Source organism: Cobetia sp. ICG0124 (assembly GCF_004006355.1).
Classification (GTDB): domain Bacteria; phylum Pseudomonadota; class Gammaproteobacteria; order Pseudomonadales; family Halomonadaceae; genus Cobetia; species Cobetia marina.
On sequence record NZ_CP024893.1, the window covers coordinates 1,397,490 to 1,416,175 of the forward strand.

Consider the following 18,686-nt stretch of genomic DNA (forward strand, 5'->3'; position numbering starts at 1 on the left):
CCGGTACCGCCGAACAGCGCCTGCCAGAGGAAGATGATCAGCGGTGGGGCGATCAGCACGCCGAGGATGAACTCGCGCAGGGTGCGCCCCTTGGAGATGCGCGCGATGAACAGGCCGATGAACGGGGCCCAGGCCAGCCACCAGGCCCAGTAGAAGATGGTCCAGCCTTCCTGCCAGCTGCTCTCGCCCGGGGTCTGGGCGACCCAGAGTCCCATCGGCACCACGTCGCGCAGATAGGCCAGCAACGTCTCGCCGAACATGCGAGATCAACCACAGGGTGGGGCCGCCGATCAGGAAGCTGCCGACCACGAGCACCGAGACGCCGATGTTGAGCTCGGAGATGAAGCGGATGCCGCGCTTCACGCCGGAGACGGCAGATGCGATGGAGATCACGCTGATGACGGCGATCAACGCCAGCTGAGTGCCGAGCCCGGCATCCAGTCCGGTGAGGCGGTTGAGCCCGACGGCGATCTGGCTGACGCCGAGACCCAGTGAGGTCGCGATTCCGAAGACACAGCCCAGTACGCCCATGATATCCACGGCGTGACCGATGGGACCGTAGATACGCTCGCCGATCAGCGGATAGAGCGCCGAGCGCAGCGCCAGGGGCAGGTGATGGCGGTAGGCGAAGTAGGCGAGTGTCATGCCGACGACGCCATACACCGCCCAGCCATGCAGGCCCCAATGGAAGAAGGCCACCTTGAGGGCCTCGACGGCGCGGGCATGGTCCATGTTGGTAGCGCCGGCCAGACCCGCGTGCGGGTTGTTGGGGTACCCGAAGCCACCGGAGTCGTCGAAGTAGAACAGTGGCTCGGCGACCCCGAAGAACAGGATGCCGATCCCGACGCCTGCCGAGAGCAGCATCGAGATCCAGGTAAAACGCGAGAACTCGGGTCTGCTGTCCCTGGGGCCGAGTCGCAGGCTGCCCCAGGGAGACACCACCATGACCAGTGCACAGGGCGATCATGCCCACGACCAGGATGAGGTAGTAGGTGCCGAAGGTGTTCTCGATCCAGGCGCGGGCGGCGCCGAACAGGCTCGCGGAAGAGGCCTGCGGACTCAGGCCCGGCACCGACCACGAAGGCCAGCAGCAGGCCGGCAGCGGTGAGTGTCATGCCCTTGTGCATGCCCTTGAGCGGGCCGCGGGTCTCGGCGACGTGCCTTGAGCGCCATGCGCGATTCCTCGATCAGGGCGATCAGAAGACCCAGTGTCATGAGCAGAATGACCAGGCTGACCGGCAATGCCGCCGCCATCAGCACGGTCTGAAGGGCTTTCAGGCCGCCGGCCATCAGCAAGGTACCGGCAGCGACCGAGTCCGATGCAGACGCCCCAGAAGATCCGGTGGCGCGCCAGCGGCTCCTCATCGCCCATCGACAGGATGGTGGTGATGACCAGGGTGCTGGAGTCGGAGCTGGTCACGAACCAGCTGATCAGCAGGAAGATCAGCAGTGAGGACAGGATGACGCTCAGAGTGTCATTGGCCACCAGTGTATCCGCCGTGGCGAACAGCGCCTCCGGCAGGTTCCAGTCGCGGATCATGCGCCATCAGTTCGCCGGTTCCCGGGCCCATGGCTGCGGTCAGTTCCTGGTGCAGCGCGGTGCCACCGAACAGCGCCTGCCAGATGAAGATGATCAGCGGCGGTGCGATCAGCACGCCCAGCACGAATTCACGCACGGTGCGGCCCTTGGAGATACGGGCGATGAACAGGCCGATGAACGGCGCCCATGCCAGCCACCAGGCCCAGTAGAAGATGGTCCAGGCATCCTGCCAGTCGCGTTCCAGCGGCGTGCCCGCCACCCACAGACCCATGGGAATGACGTCACGCACATAGGAGACCAGCGTCTCGCCGAACATGCGTGATCAACCACAGTGTCGGCCCCCCGATCAGGAAGCTGCCCACCACGATGACGGAGACGCCGACGTTGAGTTCGGAGATGATGCGGATACCCCGGCTGACCCCCGAGACGGCAGACGCGATGGAGATGGCGCAGATCACGGCAATCAGCACCACCTGGGTGTAGATGCCGGAATCCAGCCCGGTCAGACGATTGAGGCCGACGGCGATCTGGCTGACGCCCAGGCCCAGCGAGGTGGCGATACCGAACACGCAGCCCAGTACCCCCATGATGTCGACGGCGTGGCCGATGGGGCCATAGATGCGATTGCCGATCAGCGGATACAGCGCGGAGCGCAGGGCCAGCGGCAGGCCGCGGCGATAGGCGAAGTAGGCCAGGGTCATGCCGACGATCACATAGACCGCCCAGCCATGCAGGCCCCAGTGGAAGAAGGCCAGCTTGAGCGCATCCACGGCGCGCGCATGGGTCATGGCGGTGTGGCCGGCGAGGTCCGCGTGCGGGTTGTTCGGGTAGCCGAAGCCGCCGGAGTCATCGAAGTAGAACAGCGGCTCGGCGACCCCGAAGAACAGGATGCCGATGCCGACGCCTGCCGAGAGCAGCATCGAGACCCAGGTGAAGCGAGAGAATTCGGGACGGCTGTCCGGTGCGCCGAGGCGCAGGTTGCCCCAAGGAGAGAACACCAGGGCGAGTGCACAGCCCGATCAGTCCGACGATGGTGACGAGATAATAGGTGCCGAAGGTGGACTCGATCCAGGCGCGGGCGGCGCCGAACAGACTCGCGGACGATGTCTGGGTGCTCAGGCCCGTGGCCAGGACGAAGAGCAGCAGCAGGCCCGCTGAGGTCAGGGTCATGCCCTTGTGCATGCCGGTCAGCCAGCCTGAGGTCTCGACCTGCACGCTTCTCTTTCCCTGTCACGGAGGCTCCCGCGTCATGCGTCTCGACTATTCCGGCCCCTTGCCCGAAACGATCGGATTTCTGCTGCTGCCGCGTTTTTCGATGATGGCCTTCTTCGCGGCGGTGGAGCCGTTGCGCATCGCGAATCGCATCAGCGGCAAGCCGCTGTTTCGCTGGTTGCTGATCAGTGAGGATGGCCAGCCGGTCACGGCATCGAGTGGCATGACGCTGGTGACGGATCACAGCATTCTGGATATCCGCTCGCTGCCTTCGCTTGCGGTATGCAGTGGCTTCGAGCCGGAAGCTCACCTGAATCGCGCTCTCACTGGCTGGCTGAATCGCCTCGATGCCGGTGGCTGTGTGCTGGGCGGGCTGGATACCGGGTGCTTCCTGCTCGCCGCGGCCGGGCTGCTCAATGGTGAGCGCGTCACGCTGCACTGGGAGAGTCTGCCGGCGTTTCGCGAGCGTTTCCCTGCCATCAGCACCTCGGATGAATTGTTCGAGCTGGGCGCACGGCGTTTCTCGTGTGCCGGGGGAGCGGCGGCGATGGACATGGCATTGGACGTGATTGCCCGGCGGCACGGCACGGCCCTGGCAGTCGATGTCTCCGAGCAGCTTGTCCATGACCGCATGCGGACGCGAACCGATCAGCAGCGCATGACGCTGGCGCGGCGACTCGGCACTCACAAGCGCCAGCTGGTCGATGCCGTCGCCTTGATGGAGCAGCATCTGGACACCCCCCTGTCGCTGGAGGAGCTGGCCCGACGCTGTCGCATCTCGCTCAGACAGTTGCAGCGTCTGTTCGAGCAGGAACTCGCCACGTCGCCGCGAGCCTGGTACCTGAGGCTGCGGCTGGAGCGTGCTCGGCATCTGCTCAAGGAGACGGATCTCGATATTCTCTCCATCGGACTGTCCAGCGGCTTCACGTCGAGCTCAAGCTTCTCGCGGGCCTATCGCAATCACTTCGGGCATTCCCCGCGAGCCGAGCGCTAGGGCTTCGGTAGGGCTCGCCAGCCTGATCCCCGTGTCCGCGATGGCCCACGAGGGGGATGTCTCGGAGCGACTGGCGCAGATCGCATCCCTGTTCGATGCCCGGAGCATCGTGGCTGGCCCTGAGGTGGTGGATTGCACGCTGTCCGGTGGGACCGAGACCCAGTGCTTCAGCATCACGCTGAAGAACTCGCTGGAGTCCAGCGAGATGGGCCCCTGGTGTCCCGGCAAGCTCTCGGACGGTGCCGACAAGGGGGGTATCTGGGTGCGTGACGGCAAGCAGTACGACGTGGATGGTGCCTTCATCGAGAATCTGGCCACCTTCTATGATGACCCCGAGTGGCAGCTGTTCGACGAGGCCACCGGCAAGGTTCACGTCACGGATACCAGGACGGCCTGTGATCAGGCGGCGCGGCCGGATGTGGCCGAGGCGTACCACAACTACTGCGTGGAATGCCGCACGGAATACATGGATGAGGTCGTCGAGACCACCTATGTGCTGCCACTGGTTCCCGTTGCCCGTCAGGAAGCGGCATCAGGGCGCACTCCGCCAATTCCGCGGGGAATCGCCTTCAATGGCGTCAGATTCGATGCGGCAGCGCCTCAGGATGCGATTCTTGCCGCCCATACCCTGGCGCCTTTCGATGACTGCGGAGGGCATGTGAATCTGCATGTCGGCTATCACTATCACGGTGCCAATGGCTGCAGTCCCGCGAAGGAGAACGTCGCGGCGGATGCACCGATGATCGGCTTTGCCATGGATGGTTATCCGATCCTGGCCAGACTGACCGGTGACGAGGCCGAGGAGGCAGAACTCGACGCCTGCAGTGGCCATGTCGGTGCAGGCATCGGATACCATTATCATGGCAACAGCGCCGAAAAGAACGAGATTCTGGGATGTTTCCATGGCGAGATAGGCTGCGCACTCGACTCACCGGATGCTGTCTGCACCGCAGATGACGGCCTCCCTGTTGATGGCAGGGGTGGCCCATGCCGAAGTGGTGCCGGGCCAATTCTCCACGGCCGCGCTGGTCGAGGCGCCGGAAACCGTCAGCTGTACGCTGGAGAATGGCAGCGCTGCCCAGTGCACCCGACTTGTCGTGAAGTACCAGCCTGATGACCTGGAGATCGGCCCTTTCTGCCCACCGACGCTGGATGATCAAGGCGGTATCTGGCAGTGGGATGGCCAGCACCCCGGTCTATATCGGCTGGATCGTGCCTTCTTCGAGATGCTCGATACGCTCGGATTTCATTTTCATGATGAGGACGAGACGCTTCACATCATGACGGACCTGAGCAAGCGTCAGGAAGAGGCCAACAACTGCCTCAACGTGGCGGAAGATGACAGCGTCGAGATGAGCATTCTGCTGCCTGTCGTCCCGGTGCCGGCCGACTCGCCGACGTCGCTTGGCACTGTCGCCAAGGTAGGCCTGGCACTGGATGGCGTGCCCATCTTCGCCGATGCTCCCTCGGTGCTGGATACCGGCAATCTGCCGGCATTGGATACCTGCGGCGGTCATGTGGACCCGGGTGGCTGGTATCACTGGCACGCGACGGCCACGGATATCGATAGCGTCTATGACACGCAAGGCGTGGATGCCCATTGTCAGCAACCGCAGAGCAAGAGCGCCCAGTTCGCCTATGCCTTCGATGGCTATCCGATGTTCGGCAGTGAAGACCCGACGGGCGAGGTGCCGACCGATCTCGACCGTTGCAATGGTCACTTCGGCCCGACCGAGCGTCACCCGGAAGGCGAGTATCACTATCACGCCACTCAGGAATTCCCCAACCTGCCCGCATGTCTGAAGGGTGTGGTGGCGAAGGACAACTTCACTACCAATGCCAGGATGGGGATCGGCTCTCCACGCAAGCCGGGTCAGGGCCCCATGCCCGGGGCATGTTGACGGTGCTCTTCACCCAGACAGCCAGCGCGCATGTCGATACGGATAGCGTCGGCGGCTTTGCCGCGGGCTTCCTGCACCCCCTCACGGGTCTGGATCACTTTACCGCCATGGCAGCCGTGGGGCTGTGGGGGGTGATTCTGGGGCGTCCTGCTTCCTGGCTGTTGCCGGTGGTATTCCCGATGATCATGGCGCTGGGCAGTGTGGTGGGCATCGTGGGGGTGACATTGCCCGGAATCGAGATCGGCATTGCCTTGTCGGCTTTGGTGCTCGGCGGCTTCATCGCGGGGCGCGTGCGCCTGCCGCTGTGGATGGCCTGTGCGGTGATCTCCGTCTTTGCCGTCTGTCATGGCTACGCCCATGGGGCGGAGTTGCCCCTGGCGTCTGATCCCTTTGCCTTTGCGATGGGCTTCATGGTGGCCACCGGCAGTCTGCATGCCGCGGGTATCGGCGTTGGCATCATGGCGGAGCGCTTCCGTCAGGGCATGTTGCTGCGCGGATTGGGGATTCTGACGGCACTGCTGGGTGTCTACTTTCTGGTCGAGGCATTGTCATGATGTGGCCGGAACAGTGGATGATCGGCGTTCGCGCCGTCTGTGCCAGCCCGGTGATCCTGTATCTCATCGTCACGGCGGGTCTTGTCGGAGTCGCCAGTCAGGACGGGGACACACCGCAGACACGTGATGCGGCGCTGGGGGTGGCGGTCAATGGTGTGCCCATCTATGACTACACCGGCGGCGGAGAGATGTCTCAGGATGACCTCTCAAGTTATCAGGCCAAGAATGACACCCTGGCCACCAAACAGCTGGATGCCTGTGGCGGGCACGCCGGACGCGGCGATGATTACCACTATCATGTCAAACCCGTGTGCATGATCGACAAGATGAAGAATGCCGATGACAACCCCATCATTGGCTGGGCTTTCGATGGTTACCCCATCTATGGCGATGACAACCCGGATGGCTCCCCTATCGCGATGGATGTGCTGGATGTCTGCAACGGACAGCCTGATGACACCTTCGGGTATCGCTATCACACCTCCGAACAGGCGCCCTACATCATTCAGTGTCTGATGGGCGAGGTGCCAGAGGCGAAAGACCTGCCGCGTGTTCCGCCGCTGAAGGCCGCGAGTGGCGATACGCAGGCCGACAGTCGTGGGCGGCCTGCCGGCACTCCGCCGCAAGGGGGCGTGGAAGACCTGGTCTTTACCCAGCAGGCAGACGGCAAGCGCAGCATGGATTACACCTATCACGGTGAAGCCTATTACATTCGCTATACGCCCACCGATACGCCCAATTGCTATGACTTCGAGACGCGTACCGTGACGGATGGTGGCGACGTCAAGACCGGGGAGTACTGCCGATGATTCGGGCATGGTCGAGCAAGTTATCGAGCAATCGGCAATCTGGCGGGCAAGTTCTCAAGTGCATGGCAGACGCGTCTAGCACGTGGCTTGGTCGTCGGGCTTGGTGCGATGGCCCTGGCCACACCCCTGGCCACACCGGCGCTGGCACAAGGCGACTTCACGCTCACCAGCCCTGCCTTCAATGATGATGGCTGGTTGCCGGATGACCTGAAATGCACTCGTGACGGCGGCGATGGCGTCACGCCGCCGCTGACATGGGGTGATGTGCCTGACGGCACACAGAGCCTCGCCCTCATCATGCATCACTATCCCAAAGGCACCGTCGAAGGTCGTGATGCTCCCAGCCAGTATTGGCTGCTGTGGAATCTTCCGGCAGACACCCACGCCTTGCCGCGCGGCAACCCGGCGTCGCTGGGGGATGAGGGCGCCGACAAGGACAAGAAACGTATCGGGTATACGCCACCTTGTTCACCTCCCGGTCCTGAGGGCTCATATCACGACTACACGATCACGCTGTATGCCTTGAAGGCACCGCTGGAGGCGTTGCCGGATCATGACGACATGAGCGTGAACTGGGACACGATGACCGAGGCACTGCAGGGCAAGGTGCTGGATTCCTCCTCCATCACTTTCCGTAACTGAGCAGATGATGGACGCAAGACACCCCCCATGCGCACATTGCTGACCGCCGCCCTCATTCTGGCTGCCGCACCTGCCTTTGCCGATTCACATGCCAAGGATGAGCATGCAGCAAAGCCCAAGGCCGGCCCTCAGAGTGGCACCAGACTCAAGGCCGAGGTCTGGGTCGATAACTGGTTCGAGATGTACGTCAATGGCGAGAAGGCGATGCAAGACAGCGTGCCGATCACCACGGAGCGTTCCTTCAATTCAGAAACCGCCATCATCGAGACGCAATTCCCGGTGACGATCGCCATCAAGGCCAAGGACTTCAAGGAAAATGACACAGGCCTTGAGTACATCGGCACGGACCGCCAGCAGATGGGCGATGGCGGCATGATTGCCCAGTTCCGTGATGCCAGAACAGGCGAGGTCATCGGGGTCACCAACCGCGACATGCATTGCCTGGTGGTGCAACACGCGCCTGTCGAGGCTTCCTGTGCCGATGAGAGCGACCCACAGGCAGGCGAGGGCGCCTGTGACTTCGAGGAAACCACGGTGGACGGTGACTGGACGGCCCCGGACTTTGATGACAGCGCCTGGCCGGCTGCCATCGAGCATCAGTACAGCGATGTCAGCCCGAAGGACGGCTACGACGATATCGACTGGGATGACAGTGCCAGGTTCAAGGAATGGAGCACTTATGCAGTTCATGAAGAATGCCAAGGAACTGGCGCGCAATCCGCTCGGCATCATCGCGCTGTTCATCTCGTTGATCTACGGCTTCGCGAGCCTGTTGCTGAATTCATCCGCAGACAAGCTGACAGAGGTCGAGCGTTGGCCGCTGATCGCCTTCATCGTCATCTTTCCGCTATTGGTGCTGGGCGTGTTCTATCGTCTGGTGACCAGGCATCATGGCAAGCTCTATGCCCCCGGCGATTACCACAAGGACCGCTCCTTCATGCGCACCCTGTCGCCCGCCGAACAGGAGGAGCGCCTGACGGCCGAGGTACAGGACTCACTGGGCGCGTATCAGGCCGTCTTGCGACGGATACCGATACGCCGGCCGGCCGCCTTGGGCCAGTCATCGTCGCCTGCCGGCTGGGGCAGGGCGGCAATGCGCTCCGCCACCGCTTCCGGGCAGGGGGTCGGACGACCGCCACTGATGCTCATCGCCATCAACATCTGCTCGCTGGTGGCAATCTCGCCGCCGTCGGCATCGGTCAGAGTGAACAGCACGTGCTGACGCTTGGGGTCGTGATCCAGCAGCAGGACCTTGACCTTGAGTGTCTGGCCTTCGTGCGCCTCCGCCAGGTAGCACAGGTGCGTCTCCAGGGTGTAGATGGTCAGGTCGTGTTCGCGACGACCGTCGGCATCCAGGCCCACGTGTTCCATCAGCGCCTCGACTGCCATCGAGAAGGCGCGCGCGTATTCGGCATCATTCATGTGGCCGTTGTAGTCGACCCATTCATGCGGCACCGTGATCTTGAGCAGGTCCATCAGATACGCCCCTCGAGACCTTCGGCTTCCGGCCAGTACTTGCGCGTCAGCGTCAGCAGCTCGACCAGGAAGTCATCGCGACGACGATCCAGCTCGGCAACCGGGCGACCCGCTGCCTGGTATTCGCAGCCTTCCACGACCTTGTCGATCAGCTCGTCGGTCAGCTCCGGCGCTTCGAGCTTGGTCCACGGCAGTTTCAGGGCCGGGCCGAACTGCTCGAGCATGTGACGCATGCCCGGCTCGCCGCCGGCGAGGTGGAAGGTCAGGAAGGTGCCCATCAGCGACCAGCGCAGACCACAGCCATAGACGACAGCCGCGTCGATCTCTTCGGTGGTGGCGACGCCATCGTTGACCAGGTGCAGGGCTTCACGCCACAGCGCTTCCATCAGACGATCCGCGATGTGACCTTCGATCTCGCGACGCACGATCAGCGGACGCATGGCCAGTGCTTGATAGTCTTCGCGTGCGCCTTCCAGCAGCGCCGGGGAGGTGTGCTCGCCACCCACCAGCTCGACCAGCGGCAGCAGATAGACCGGGTTGAAGGGGTGGGCGACGATGACGCGGCCCGGCGCCTTCTTGCAATCCTGCTGCAGATCGGTCGGCTTGAAGCCGGAGGTGGAAGAGCCGATCACGACGTGCTCTTCGGCCGCGGCATCGATGGCGCTGAGGATTTCCTGCTTGAGCGGCAGACGCTCCGGCACGTTTTCCTGGATCAGATCAGCACCGACGACAGCTTCCTCGAGGGTCGCGGCGAAGCGCAGGCGCTCGACGGAAGCGCCTTCCGCCAGGCCATCCTTCTCCAGTGCGTGCCAGGCGTTCTCTACGAAGGCGCGAGTGCGGGCTTCGGTGTCCGGGGCCGGATCAAAGGCGACCACGTCCCAGCCATTGGCCAGCGCGCGGGAGATCCAGCCGTTGCCGATGACACCGGTTCCTACGACAGATAACTGGCTCATGCGACACCTCCTGCGGTTTCGAGGGCTGCCACGTCGCCGGCGGTCTTGCCGGTGGACGGATCACGCAGCTTGAGGAAGGCGCGAGTCTCGGCCGGGGTCATCACGCTGGAGCCCAGGTTCTCGATGATGCCAGAGGACTTCTCGACCAGCTGCGCATTGGTCGCCATCACGCCCTTGGACAGATAAAGGTTGTCTTCGAGACCGACGCGAGCGTGACCGCCCAGCAGCACGGCCTGTGCGACCATCGGCATCTGCATGCGGCCGATACCGAAGGCTGCCCAGTTGGAGTTGGTCGGCAGCTTGTTCTTCATGGTCAGCATGGTTTCGGTGTCGGCTTCCGCGCCCCACGGAATGCCCAGGCACAGCTGGAACAGCAGGTCGTCGTCGAGCAGGCCTTCCTGCTGCAGCTGGCGAGCGAACCAGACGTGGCCCAGGTCGAAGCACTCGAGCTCCGGCTTGACGCCAGCGGCCTGCACCAGACGAGCGTGCTCGCGCAGCCAATCAGCGGTGTTGATGTAGACCATGTCGCCGAAGTTCAGGCTGCCGCAGTCCAGGGTGCACAGTTCCGGCAGCAGTTCTTGGATCGGCGCGTGACGCTCGGCCGGGGTCTGAATGTCGGTGCCCGGGCCACCACGAGTCGGGTCGTTGACGTCCGGAATCCAGTCACCGCCGCCACCGGCGGTGATGTTCATGACGATGTCGGTGTCGGCGGAACGCACGCGGTCCATGACCTCACGGAAGTGCTCGGTGGAGTGGCTGATGCCGCCGGTCTCCGGATCACGCACGTGAATGTGGGCCACGCTGGCACCGGCCTTGGCGGCCGCGATGCAGTCATCGGCGATCTGCTTCGGCGTCACCGGGACATTCGGGTTCTTGCTGGCGGTATCACCCGCGCCAGTGATGGCGCATGTCAGGATAGTCTTGCGATTCATCGTCGAGCCTCACGTGTCAGGACACTTGTCTGCGGTAAGTCGCAGCGGCCATGTCACCAGACGTCAACCTGCACGTCACGGTCGCATCGCCTCTGCGCCTTTGTTGAACACAGTGTCGTGAAGTTGGGGGTAGCGAGATGATCAGAACGCGCCGGATACTTTGCGTTTTACGTCAACCTTCAGGTACTGTCGCCGACCCGCAGCGTGAATCCCAGGTCGTGACTCTGCTCACCCACGGGCTCGCCTTGGATGCGTGCCAGCAACTTGCGTGCGGCCACACGGCCGATCTGCTCTCGCGGTGAGACGATGGTGGTGAGACGCGGGGTGACGTGCTCACCGATGGGCAGGCCATTGAAGCCGGCGATGGCGATGTCGTCCGGGATGCTCACGCCGAGCCGCGCGGCGGCGAGAATCGCGCCACAGGCCATGTCGTCGTTGGCGAAGTGGATGGCGTCGCAGTCAGGGTGGCTCTCGCGGATGCGCTCGAGCGCCTGCGCACCGCTGGTCATCTGCTGGCGCACGGGCAGGTCGAGCAGGGGAGCCTCCTCGATGCCGGCGGCGGCCAGCGCCGCGCGATGCCCGGCGTAGCGCATCGCCGCGCGATAGTCGCGATCGAGCTCGGCACCGGCGAAGTGGATCGAGCGATACCCGCGTGCCAGCAGGTGCTCGGTCATGGCGCGTCCGGCGGCGACATGATCCATCCCCACGTTCAGATCCAACCCTTCCCCCAGCTCCATGATCTCCACGATGGGCTGATTCCAGTGCTCGAGTATCTGGCGCGTCGCCTCGTCATGGCGCAGTCCCGTCACCACCAGGCCCGCGGCCGACCAGCCCAGAAAGGTACGGATCAGCTGGGTTTCACGAGCCAGATCGTAATCCGTCTTGCCCAGCAGCAGCTGATAACCGTGCGCCTCGAATTCCTCCTGGAGCCCCTTGATCACGTCGATGAACACCACGTTGGACAGCGAGGGCACGATGACCGGAATCACGCGACTGGTGGCCGAGGCCAGGCTGCCGGCAATCAGGTTGCGCACGTACCCGACCTTCTCGATGGCCGCCTCGACCTTGAGGCGTGTCGCCTCGCGCACGCTGTCGGGGCTATTGAAGTAGCGCGAGACGGTGATCGACGAGACGCCGGCTTCCCGGGCCACATCATTCAGGGTCGGCTGCATGGCCCCCTTGCGGCTGCGTCGGGATGATTCTGATTGATTAGACATTTGTCGCGTTTTCTCATCTGCCGCTTGTCGTGGCTTGGAGCCTAATCTATTAATGATGTTAGCGCTAACATGGTAGCGCTAACATTCATGGAAGTGCAGATCGATGTCGCTGAAAGAGGCCGCCTTGATCGTCACTCGGAACAGGTTCAGCGGGAGACGCCAGATGACAGCAGTAACGACTTCACCAGTGATTGGCCTTGTCGGCCTCGGCGCGATGGGAATGGGCAGTGCGCGCGCCATGCTGGAAGCAGGCCTGGACGTGATCGGCTGTGATATCTCGCCTGGTGCCTGTCAGGCGTTTGACGCGGCAGGGGGGCGCACGGTGGCCTCGCCGCTGGAACTGGCGGCCGAGTGTCAGGTGGTGGTGCTGGTGGTGGTGAATGCCGATCAGGTCGAGCAGGTGCTGTTCGGGGCCCAGGGCGAGAGGGGGCTGGCCGAGCGACTCGCGCCGGGTAGCCTGGTGATCCAGTGCGCCACCGTGGCGCCGAGCTTCGCGCGTGAACTGGAAACCCGCTTGAACGACATGCAGCTGGAGCTGCTCGACGCCCCGATCAGCGGCGGTGCCGTCAAGGCACGCAGTGGTGAGCTGTCCGTGATGTCCTCCGGCAGTGACGCGGCTTACGTCAAGGCGGAACGCGTGCTGGCAGCGATGGCAGCCAATGTCTATCGGCTGGGCGACTGCGCCGGCCCGGGCTCGAGCGTCAAGCTGGTCAACCAGCACCTCGCCGGCGTACACATCGCGGCGGCGGCAGAAGCCATGGCGCTGGGCATGAGCATGGGGATTGACCCGGACACCCTGTATGACGTCATCACCCACTCCGCGGGCAATTCCTGGATGTTCGAGAATCGCGTGCCGCACATCCTCAAGGGCGATTACACGCCGCTGTCGGCCGTCGACATCTTCGTCAAGGACCTGAACATCGTGCACAGCACCGGGCGTGAGCTGAAGCTTGCCATGCCGGTGGCGGGCAGTGCATTGCAGCAGTTCACCGCTGCCAGCGGCGCCGGCTTCGGGCGTGAGGACGACTCGGCCGTCATCAAGGTCTATCAGCGTCTCGGCAGCTTCAGCCTGCCGGCCGCGAATGATGAAGGAGCGCAGTGATGGCGATCGTACTGGGCGGAATCGCCGACGACTTCACCGGCGCGACGGATCTTGCCAACAACCTGGTACGGGCCGGCATGCGCACCGTGCAGGTGATCGGGGTCCCCCAGGATGCGCCGCAGGAAGGGACGGGGAGCGGGTTGGATCTCAGCGAAGTGGACGCCGTGGTCATCGCGCTCAAGTCGCGTAGCTGCCCGGTGGATCAGGCGATCAGTGAATCGCTGGCGGCGCTTGAATGGCTGAAAGCCCAGGGGGCTCGCCAGCTGTTCTTCAAGTACTGCTCGACATTCGATTCCACGCCGGAGGGCAATATCGGCCCGGTCGCCGATGCGCTGCTGGAGGCGCTGGACAGCACTCAGACCGCCTTCGTGCCGGCGTTCCCCATCAACGGGCGCAGTGTCTATCAGGGGCATCTGTTCGTGGGTGACCGTCTGCTCAATGACAGCGGCATGCAACATCACCCCCTCAACCCGATGACCGATGCCGACATCGTGCGCGTGCTGTCACGCCAGACGCCCCATGGCGTGGGGCTGCTCAACCACGCCACGCTGAGTGAGGGAGCGCAAGCTGCTGGTGAGCGACTTGCCACGCTGAAGGCGCAAGGAGTGCGTCATGTGGTCTGCGACAGTCTCGATGAGCGTGATCTCGAGGTATTGGCCGAGGCGCTGGTGGAGCACGCGCTGGTCACCGGTGGCTCTGGCCTCGCGCAGGCCTTGCCTGCCCAATACCGCCGCAAGGGCTGGCTTGCGCAGATCGATGATGCGGCGGTGCTGGCCCCGGCGCAGGGCGCCGCGATGGTGCTGTCCGGCAGTTGCTCGCGCATGACGCTCAAGCAGGTGGCGCACTTCACCCAGCAGCATGCCGCCTTCGCGCTGGACCCCGTCAAGCTCAACGCGAGCGATGCCCACTTCGAGGCGGCACTCGACTTCGCCCGTGAGCAACTGGCGGCGGCGGACCCCAGGCCATTTCTGATCTATGCCTCTGCCGAGCCGGAAGGCGTCAAGGCGGCGCAGGCGTCACTGGGCGTCAAGCAGGCCGGTGAACTCATCGAGTGCGCCCTGGCCAGTCTGGCCAGCACGCTGGTCGCGGAAGGGGTCGGTCGCCTGCTGGTGGCGGGGGGAGAAACCTCCGGCGCGGTGGTCTCGGCACTCGACATCCGTGAGCTGCGCATCGGCGGTCAGATCGACCCCGGCGTGCCCTGGACACAGGCACCGCACCCGGCCGCCGGCCCCTCGCGACCGGAGGCGATGCTCTCGCTGACCCTCAAGTCCGGCAACTTCGGCGGCGAAGACTTCTTTACCCGGGCATTCGATGTCCTCGATGCCATGAATCCCCGCGAGGAGACCGCATGAGTCAGTCACGGCACGACATCAACGTGTTGCGCGAGCAGATCGCCACCTACGGCAAGTCACTGTTCGACCGCGGCCTGACCATGGGCTCCAGTGGCAACATCAGCCAGCGGCTGGAGGATGGCGGCTGGTTGATGACGCCGACCAATGCCTGCCTGGGGCGCCTGGACCCGGCGCGCATCTCGCGTCTCGACGCCCAGGGCGTGTTGATCGATGGCGACGCCCCGACCAAGGAGCACTTCCTGCATCGCGCCATGTATGACGAGCGCCCGCAGTCGGGTGCCATCGTTCACCTGCACTCGACCCACTCGGTGGCGGTGTCCTGCCTGCCGGATGTGAATCCGTGTGAGTGCATTCCGCCGCTGACGGCCTATTACGTGATGCGGGTCGGCAAGCTGCCGCTGGTGCCTTACTACATGCCGGGCGACCCCGCGCTGGGCGATGCCGTGCGTGGCCTGGCCGGCAAGCACTGTGCCGTGCTGCTGGCCAATCATGGCCCCGTCGTGGCCGGAAAGACCCTGGAAGCGGCGGTCTATGCCACCGAGGAGCTTGAGGAAACCGCCAAGCTGTTCCTGCTGCTGCAGGGCAAGAACCCGCGTGGGATGACCCCGGAACAGGTGGCGGAACTCGAAGCCAAATTCGGCCGCCCCTGAGTGATGACCTCTTCGTCTGTGACATCCAAGGATCTGACATGACCCGATTGGCCGCCAATCTCAGCATGCTGTTCACCGAGCATGACTTTCTTGATCGCTTCGCGGCTGCGGCCGACAGCGGTTTTCGCGGGGTCGAATATCTCTTCCCCTATGCCTATTCCCCGGAAGAACTGCGCGCAAGGCTCGATGCACACCAGCTGTCGCAGGTGCTGTTCAATCTGCCGCCGGGCGACTGGGAGGCCGGTGAGCGCGGCCTGACCTGTCTGCCGGGCCGCGAGGAGGAGTTCCGGGCCTCGGTGGCCGAGGCGATTCGCTATGCCGAAGCGCTCGACTGTCCGCGCGTGCATGCCATGGCGGGACTGGTGCCGGAGGGTGCGGATGACGCCATGCGGGCCCGTTGCACCGAGACCTACCTCAGCAACCTGCGTTACGCCGCCGCCGAGCTTGAGAAGGTCGGCAAGACACTGCTGATCGAACCGATCAACCCGCGCGACATGCCCGGCTTCTATCTGAGTGGCCAGGCGCAGGCACGCGAGATTCTCGCTCAGGTCGGCGCCACCAACCTCAAGGTGCAGTTCGATCTCTATCACTGCCAGATCGTCGAGGGCGACCTGATCCGCAATCTGGAAGCGCAGTTCGCACACATGGGCCATGTGCAGATCGCCGGCGTGCCGGACCGTCACGAGCCGGATGTGGGGGAGGTGCATTATCCGGCGCTGTTCGCCCGGCTGGAGAGCCTGGGCTACGACGGCTGGATCGGCTGTGAATATCGTCCACGCGGTGAGACGCGCGCAGGCCTGGGGTGGGGGGAGTCCACACGATGCACGTCATGATTACCGGCGCCGCCGGATTCCTCGGTCAGCGCCTGACCGAGGCCCTGATCGACAAGGGCAGCCTGAACGGCCAGCCATTGTCACGCCTGACCCTGCTGGATCAGATCGAGGCGCCACGTCCCGAGGCGGGTTCATGTCTGGCAGCCGAACCGGCCACCTCGCTGGATATCGAGATCATCGCCGGCGACATCGCCGATGCCGAGGTGCTTGATCGCTGCCTGGCGGGCGAGCCTGCGGTGATCTATCACCTGGCAGCCGTGGTCAGTTCGGCGGCCGAGGCGGATCTGGCACTCGGCATGCGCGTCAATTTCGACGCGACTCGCCTGCTGCTGGAAGGCTGCGCGGCGCGCGGGTTGAGCGATACCCGGCTGGTGATGGCCAGTTCGGTCGCCGCCTACGGGGGCGATCTCCCCGAGACGCTGAGCGACATGACTGCCCTGGTGCCGCAGAACTCCTACGGCACCCAGAAGGCGATGTCGGAGCTGCTGATCAATGATTACAGCCGTCGCGGTCTGGTGGATGGCTGCGTGCTGCGCCTGCCCACCATCATCGTGCGCCCGGGGCGCCCCAACGCGGCGGCCTCGAGCTTCGCCTCCTCAATCCTGCGCGAACCGCTCAATGGCGAAACCGCCATCTGCCCGGTACCGACCGAGCTTGAGATGTTCGTGATGTCGCCGCGTCGCGTGGTCGCGGCCCTGATCCAGGGCGCGGAAGTGCCGGCGGCTGATTTCGGCCTCTCGCGCTGCTTCATGCTGCCGGGCATCACCGTCAGCGTCGCCGAGATGCTCAAGGCGCTGGCAGATATCGCCGGCGAGCAGGCGCTGGCCCTCGTCAAGCATGAGCCTGACCCGCGGATCACCGCCATCGTCGGCAGTTGGCCGGCGCGCTTTGACACCCGCAAGGCGCGTGCGCTGGGCTTCGTCGGCGATGCCGACCTGCACGAGATTCTCAATGCGTATCGCGACGAGAGCGCCATCGCCTAGCCAGCGTTCGGGCATCTCATCCAGGACGAGCTCGCCAGACACCTTCGCCAGACCTGCTCGTCACACCCGTACGTCAATAACAACGATCGGTGACATGCCAGACGGCAGCGCCGACACCGCACGCCACACAATAACAATCGACAGGAGCATCACCCATGACAGACGCCGCCGTCGCGGGGCCACAGGTCATCATCGGCCTGGGTATCGCCATCTTCGTCATGATCTATCTGGTTTTGAAGACCCGCGTGCATGCCTTGCTGGCCTTGATCATCGCCGCCTCTCTGGCGGGGTTGATCGGTGGCATGCCGCCCAATGAGGTCATCAGTGCCATCACCACCGGCTTTGGCAAGACGCTTTCCACCATCGGTCTCGTGATCGGCTTCGGCGTGATGATGGGGCGTGTGCTGGAGGTGACCGGTGCCGGACAGCGCATGGCCTATGCCATCCTCAATCTGCTGGGCAAGAACAAGGAAGAGGCCGCGATGGCGCTGACGGGCTACATCGTCTCCATCCCGATCTTCTGTGATTCGGCCTACGTCATCCTCAACCCGTTGGTGCGTTCACTGGCGCGCAACAGCGGACGCTCGGTGATCGGTCTGGGCATCGCGCTGGCGGCTGGCCTGATCATCACCCACTCTAGCGTACCACCGACCCCGGGCCCGCTGGGCGTGGCGGGTATCTTCGGTGTCGACATCGGTCTGATGATCGGCTGGGGCCTGGTGATCACCGCTCCTGCGCTGATCGCACTGGTGATCTACGCCCGTATCATGGGCCCGCGCATCGAGGCGATGCTGGAGTCCCAGCCGGGTGGTTTCGAAGGTAGCGTCAAGCATGACACCGACAGCATGCTGCCTGAATCGGAGCTGCCTTCCCTGCTGATGTCCTGCATGCCGATCGGCCTGCCCATCGCGCTGATCTTCCTCAACACGCTGGTCAGTGCCGTGATGGGCGATACCAGCAATGCGCTCACCAGTACCATCGCCTTCATCGGCAACCCGGTGATCGCCGTGGGCATCGGCGTGCTGGTCGCCATCTATGGCCTGATGCCGAAGACCCCCAAACAGGAAGTGTTCGATCATCTGGAAAAGGGCGTCGAGACGGCGGGGATCATCCTGCTGGTCACCGGTGCCGGTGGTGCACTGGGCTCGGTACTGCGTGCCAGTGGCGGCGGCGATTACATCGCCATGCAGGTCGCGGCACTGGGGCTTCAGCCGCTGTTGATCCCGTTCATCATCGCAACGCTGGTGCGCTTCATCCAGGGCAGTGGCACGGTGTCGATGATTACCGCAGCCTCGATCTCCGCGCCTATCCTGATGGGCATGCCGGACGTCAACATGGTGCTGGCCGCGCAGGCCGCCTGTATCGGCGCGATGTTCTTCAGCTACTTCAATGACAGTTATTTCTGGGTCGTCAATCGCATGCTCGGCGTCAAGAGCACCAAGCATCAGATGCTGGTGCTGACATTGCCGACGACACTCGCCTGGGCCATTTCCATCATCACGCTGTTGATGCTCAACGCCATCGTCGGTTGAGCCA

At 63.9% G+C, this 18,686-nt stretch carries 21 protein-coding genes and 3 pseudogenes; 12 read left to right on the forward strand and 12 right to left on the reverse strand.

From position 1 onward, the window contains the following. Window positions 1-38: 38 nt before the first annotated feature. The 6 genes and pseudogenes from CU110_RS17570 to CU110_RS16705 all read right to left on the reverse strand — a co-directional run. Window positions 39-260: pseudogene (locus CU110_RS17570) on the reverse strand (BCCT family transporter); the annotation flags it as partial. A gap of 55 nt (window positions 261-315) precedes the next feature. Further along, window positions 316-945, reverse strand: a pseudogene (locus CU110_RS16690) (BCCT family transporter); the annotation flags it as partial. Window positions 946-1,059: 114 nt separating this feature from the next. Beyond that, entirely contained in the window at window positions 1,060-1,365 is a 306-nt protein-coding gene (locus CU110_RS17895; RefSeq protein WP_346427187.1) for a BCCT family transporter, read from the reverse strand. Window positions 1,366-1,372: 7 nt separating this feature from the next. Continuing rightward, a pseudogene (locus tag CU110_RS17575) lies at window positions 1,373-1,540 on the reverse strand (BCCT family transporter); the annotation flags it as partial. Then, window positions 1,476-1,856 (reverse strand): BCCT family transporter, encoded by a 381-nt coding sequence (locus CU110_RS16700; RefSeq protein ID WP_276317892.1) that lies wholly within the window; start codon window positions 1,854-1,856, stop codon window positions 1,476-1,478. The gene CU110_RS16700 and the pseudogene CU110_RS17575, both read right to left, overlap by 65 nt. Continuing rightward, window positions 1,822-2,538 (reverse strand): BCCT family transporter, encoded by a 717-nt coding sequence (locus CU110_RS16705; protein WP_240665502.1) that lies wholly within the window; start codon window positions 2,536-2,538, stop codon window positions 1,822-1,824. Before CU110_RS16705 ends, CU110_RS16700 begins: the two co-directional genes overlap by 35 nt. 251 nt (window positions 2,539-2,789) lie before the next feature. Here CU110_RS16705 and CU110_RS06430 point away from each other — a divergent pair, with 251 nt between their 5' ends. The 6 genes from CU110_RS06430 to CU110_RS06455 all read left to right on the forward strand — a co-directional run bounded on the left by CU110_RS06430 (window position 2,790) and on the right by CU110_RS06455 (window position 7,652). Further along, window positions 2,790-3,746, forward strand: coding sequence for a GlxA family transcriptional regulator (locus CU110_RS06430; protein ID WP_084208404.1), 957 nt, complete (start codon window positions 2,790-2,792; stop codon window positions 3,744-3,746). Window positions 3,747-3,786: 40 nt separating this feature from the next. Beyond that, entirely contained in the window at window positions 3,787-4,860 is a 1,074-nt protein-coding gene (locus tag CU110_RS06435) for a YHYH protein (protein ID WP_127735009.1), read from the forward strand. Further along, on the forward strand, window positions 4,844-5,647 hold the full coding sequence (locus CU110_RS06440; RefSeq protein WP_164850294.1) for a YHYH protein: 804 nt from the start codon (window positions 4,844-4,846) through the stop codon (window positions 5,645-5,647). The genes CU110_RS06435 and CU110_RS06440 overlap by 17 nt, the downstream gene beginning before the upstream one ends. Continuing rightward, window positions 5,641-6,201: a HupE/UreJ family protein gene (locus tag CU110_RS06445; protein WP_127735016.1), complete on the forward strand. Its 561-nt coding sequence runs from the start codon at window positions 5,641-5,643 to the stop codon at window positions 6,199-6,201. Before CU110_RS06440 ends, CU110_RS06445 begins: the two co-directional genes overlap by 7 nt. Continuing rightward, on the forward strand, window positions 6,198-7,010 hold the full coding sequence (locus CU110_RS06450; RefSeq protein ID WP_127735019.1) for a YHYH protein: 813 nt from the start codon (window positions 6,198-6,200) through the stop codon (window positions 7,008-7,010). Before CU110_RS06445 ends, CU110_RS06450 begins: the two co-directional genes overlap by 4 nt. Window positions 7,011-7,118: 108 nt before the next feature. Then, on the forward strand, window positions 7,119-7,652 hold the full coding sequence (locus CU110_RS06455) for a YbhB/YbcL family Raf kinase inhibitor-like protein (protein WP_127735022.1): 534 nt from the start codon (window positions 7,119-7,121) through the stop codon (window positions 7,650-7,652). 128 nt (window positions 7,653-7,780) lie between these two features. On the opposite strand, the gene CU110_RS17580 is transcribed toward CU110_RS06455, so the two are convergent. From CU110_RS17580 to CU110_RS06485, 6 genes are all read right to left on the reverse strand, one after another. Beyond that, window positions 7,781-7,915 (reverse strand): hypothetical protein, encoded by a 135-nt coding sequence (locus CU110_RS17580; protein WP_276317893.1) that lies wholly within the window; start codon window positions 7,913-7,915, stop codon window positions 7,781-7,783. Then, window positions 7,899-8,396, reverse strand: a complete 498-nt coding sequence (locus CU110_RS06460) for a hypothetical protein (RefSeq protein WP_164850295.1) — start codon at window positions 8,394-8,396, stop codon at window positions 7,899-7,901. Before CU110_RS06460 ends, CU110_RS17580 begins: the two co-directional genes overlap by 17 nt. Window positions 8,397-8,660: 264 nt before the next feature. Then, window positions 8,661-9,128: a thioesterase family protein gene (locus CU110_RS06470; RefSeq protein ID WP_084208415.1), complete on the reverse strand. Its 468-nt coding sequence runs from the start codon at window positions 9,126-9,128 to the stop codon at window positions 8,661-8,663. Next, window positions 9,128-10,081 (reverse strand): L-carnitine dehydrogenase, encoded by a 954-nt coding sequence (locus CU110_RS06475; RefSeq protein ID WP_084208416.1) that lies wholly within the window; start codon window positions 10,079-10,081, stop codon window positions 9,128-9,130. The genes CU110_RS06470 and CU110_RS06475 overlap by 1 nt, the downstream gene beginning before the upstream one ends. Next, window positions 10,078-11,013: a 3-keto-5-aminohexanoate cleavage protein gene (locus CU110_RS06480; protein WP_024952191.1), complete on the reverse strand. Its 936-nt coding sequence runs from the start codon at window positions 11,011-11,013 to the stop codon at window positions 10,078-10,080. The genes CU110_RS06475 and CU110_RS06480 overlap by 4 nt, the downstream gene beginning before the upstream one ends. A 179-nt stretch (window positions 11,014-11,192) precedes the next feature. Then, window positions 11,193-12,230, reverse strand: coding sequence for a LacI family DNA-binding transcriptional regulator (locus tag CU110_RS06485; RefSeq protein WP_084208425.1), 1,038 nt, complete (start codon window positions 12,228-12,230; stop codon window positions 11,193-11,195). A gap of 163 nt (window positions 12,231-12,393) precedes the next feature. Here CU110_RS06485 and ltnD point away from each other — a divergent pair, with 163 nt between their 5' ends. The 6 genes from ltnD to CU110_RS06515 all read left to right on the forward strand — a co-directional run bounded on the left by ltnD (window position 12,394) and on the right by CU110_RS06515 (window position 18,682). Then, window positions 12,394-13,332 (forward strand): L-threonate dehydrogenase, encoded by a 939-nt coding sequence (ltnD, locus tag CU110_RS06490; RefSeq protein WP_127735028.1) that lies wholly within the window; start codon window positions 12,394-12,396, stop codon window positions 13,330-13,332. Beyond that, on the forward strand, window positions 13,332-14,684 hold the full coding sequence (gene otnK / locus CU110_RS06495; protein ID WP_084208427.1) for a 3-oxo-tetronate kinase: 1,353 nt from the start codon (window positions 13,332-13,334) through the stop codon (window positions 14,682-14,684). Before ltnD ends, otnK begins: the two co-directional genes overlap by 1 nt. Next, the gene (gene otnC, locus CU110_RS06500) at window positions 14,681-15,334 is read left to right on the forward strand and encodes a 3-oxo-tetronate 4-phosphate decarboxylase (protein ID WP_084208428.1); all 654 of its coding nucleotides are present in this window, start codon (window positions 14,681-14,683) and stop codon (window positions 15,332-15,334) included. The genes otnK and otnC overlap by 4 nt, the downstream gene beginning before the upstream one ends. A gap of 38 nt (window positions 15,335-15,372) precedes the next feature. Beyond that, complete coding sequence (gene otnI / locus CU110_RS06505; RefSeq protein WP_127735031.1) at window positions 15,373-16,167, forward strand: 2-oxo-tetronate isomerase; 795 nt, start codon at window positions 15,373-15,375, stop codon at window positions 16,165-16,167. Beyond that, window positions 16,155-17,150, forward strand: a complete 996-nt coding sequence (denD, locus tag CU110_RS06510; RefSeq protein WP_084208430.1) for a D-erythronate dehydrogenase — start codon at window positions 16,155-16,157, stop codon at window positions 17,148-17,150. Before otnI ends, denD begins: the two co-directional genes overlap by 13 nt. Before the next feature lie 155 nt (window positions 17,151-17,305). After that, entirely contained in the window at window positions 17,306-18,682 is a 1,377-nt protein-coding gene (locus CU110_RS06515) for a gluconate:H+ symporter (RefSeq protein ID WP_084208431.1), read from the forward strand. Window positions 18,683-18,686 lie beyond the last annotated feature (4 nt).

Excerpts from the sequence above, each read along its gene's own strand:
- CU110_RS06515 (WP_084208431.1), top strand. The coding sequence starts at position 17,306 with ATGACAGACGCCGCCGTCGCGGGGCCACAGGTCATCATCGGCCTGGGT.
- CU110_RS06485 (WP_084208425.1), bottom strand. The coding sequence starts at position 12,230 with ATGTCTAATCAATCAGAATCATCCCGACGCAGCCGCAAGGGGGCCATG.
- CU110_RS06480 (WP_024952191.1), bottom strand. The coding sequence starts at position 11,013 with ATGAATCGCAAGACTATCCTGACATGCGCCATCACTGGCGCGGGTGAT.
- CU110_RS06460 (WP_164850295.1), bottom strand. The coding sequence starts at position 8,396 with ATGAACAGCGCGATGATGCCGAGCGGATTGCGCGCCAGTTCCTTGGCA.
- CU110_RS16700 (WP_276317892.1), bottom strand. The coding sequence starts at position 1,856 with ATGTTCGGCGAGACGCTGGTCTCCTATGTGCGTGACGTCATTCCCATG.
- otnK (WP_084208427.1), top strand. The coding sequence starts at position 13,332 with ATGGCGATCGTACTGGGCGGAATCGCCGACGACTTCACCGGCGCGACG.
- CU110_RS17580 (WP_276317893.1), bottom strand. The coding sequence starts at position 7,915 with ATGATGGCGGTTTCTGAATTGAAGGAACGCTCCGTGGTGATCGGCACG.
- CU110_RS06475 (WP_084208416.1), bottom strand. The coding sequence starts at position 10,081 with ATGAGCCAGTTATCTGTCGTAGGAACCGGTGTCATCGGCAACGGCTGG.
- ltnD (WP_127735028.1), top strand. The coding sequence starts at position 12,394 with ATGACAGCAGTAACGACTTCACCAGTGATTGGCCTTGTCGGCCTCGGC.
- denD (WP_084208430.1), top strand. The coding sequence starts at position 16,155 with ATGCACGTCATGATTACCGGCGCCGCCGGATTCCTCGGTCAGCGCCTG.
- CU110_RS06470 (WP_084208415.1), bottom strand. The coding sequence starts at position 9,128 with ATGGACCTGCTCAAGATCACGGTGCCGCATGAATGGGTCGACTACAAC.
- CU110_RS06450 (WP_127735019.1), top strand. The coding sequence starts at position 6,198 with ATGATGTGGCCGGAACAGTGGATGATCGGCGTTCGCGCCGTCTGTGCC.
- CU110_RS17895 (WP_346427187.1), bottom strand. The coding sequence starts at position 1,365 with ATGAGGAGCCGCTGGCGCGCCACCGGATCTTCTGGGGCGTCTGCATCG.
- CU110_RS06435 (WP_127735009.1), top strand. The coding sequence starts at position 3,787 with ATGGCCCACGAGGGGGATGTCTCGGAGCGACTGGCGCAGATCGCATCC.
- CU110_RS06445 (WP_127735016.1), top strand. The coding sequence starts at position 5,641 with ATGTTGACGGTGCTCTTCACCCAGACAGCCAGCGCGCATGTCGATACG.
- otnC (WP_084208428.1), top strand. The coding sequence starts at position 14,681 with ATGAGTCAGTCACGGCACGACATCAACGTGTTGCGCGAGCAGATCGCC.
- CU110_RS06430 (WP_084208404.1), top strand. The coding sequence starts at position 2,790 with ATGCGTCTCGACTATTCCGGCCCCTTGCCCGAAACGATCGGATTTCTG.
- CU110_RS06455 (WP_127735022.1), top strand. The coding sequence starts at position 7,119 with ATGGCCCTGGCCACACCCCTGGCCACACCGGCGCTGGCACAAGGCGAC.
- otnI (WP_127735031.1), top strand. The coding sequence starts at position 15,373 with ATGACCCGATTGGCCGCCAATCTCAGCATGCTGTTCACCGAGCATGAC.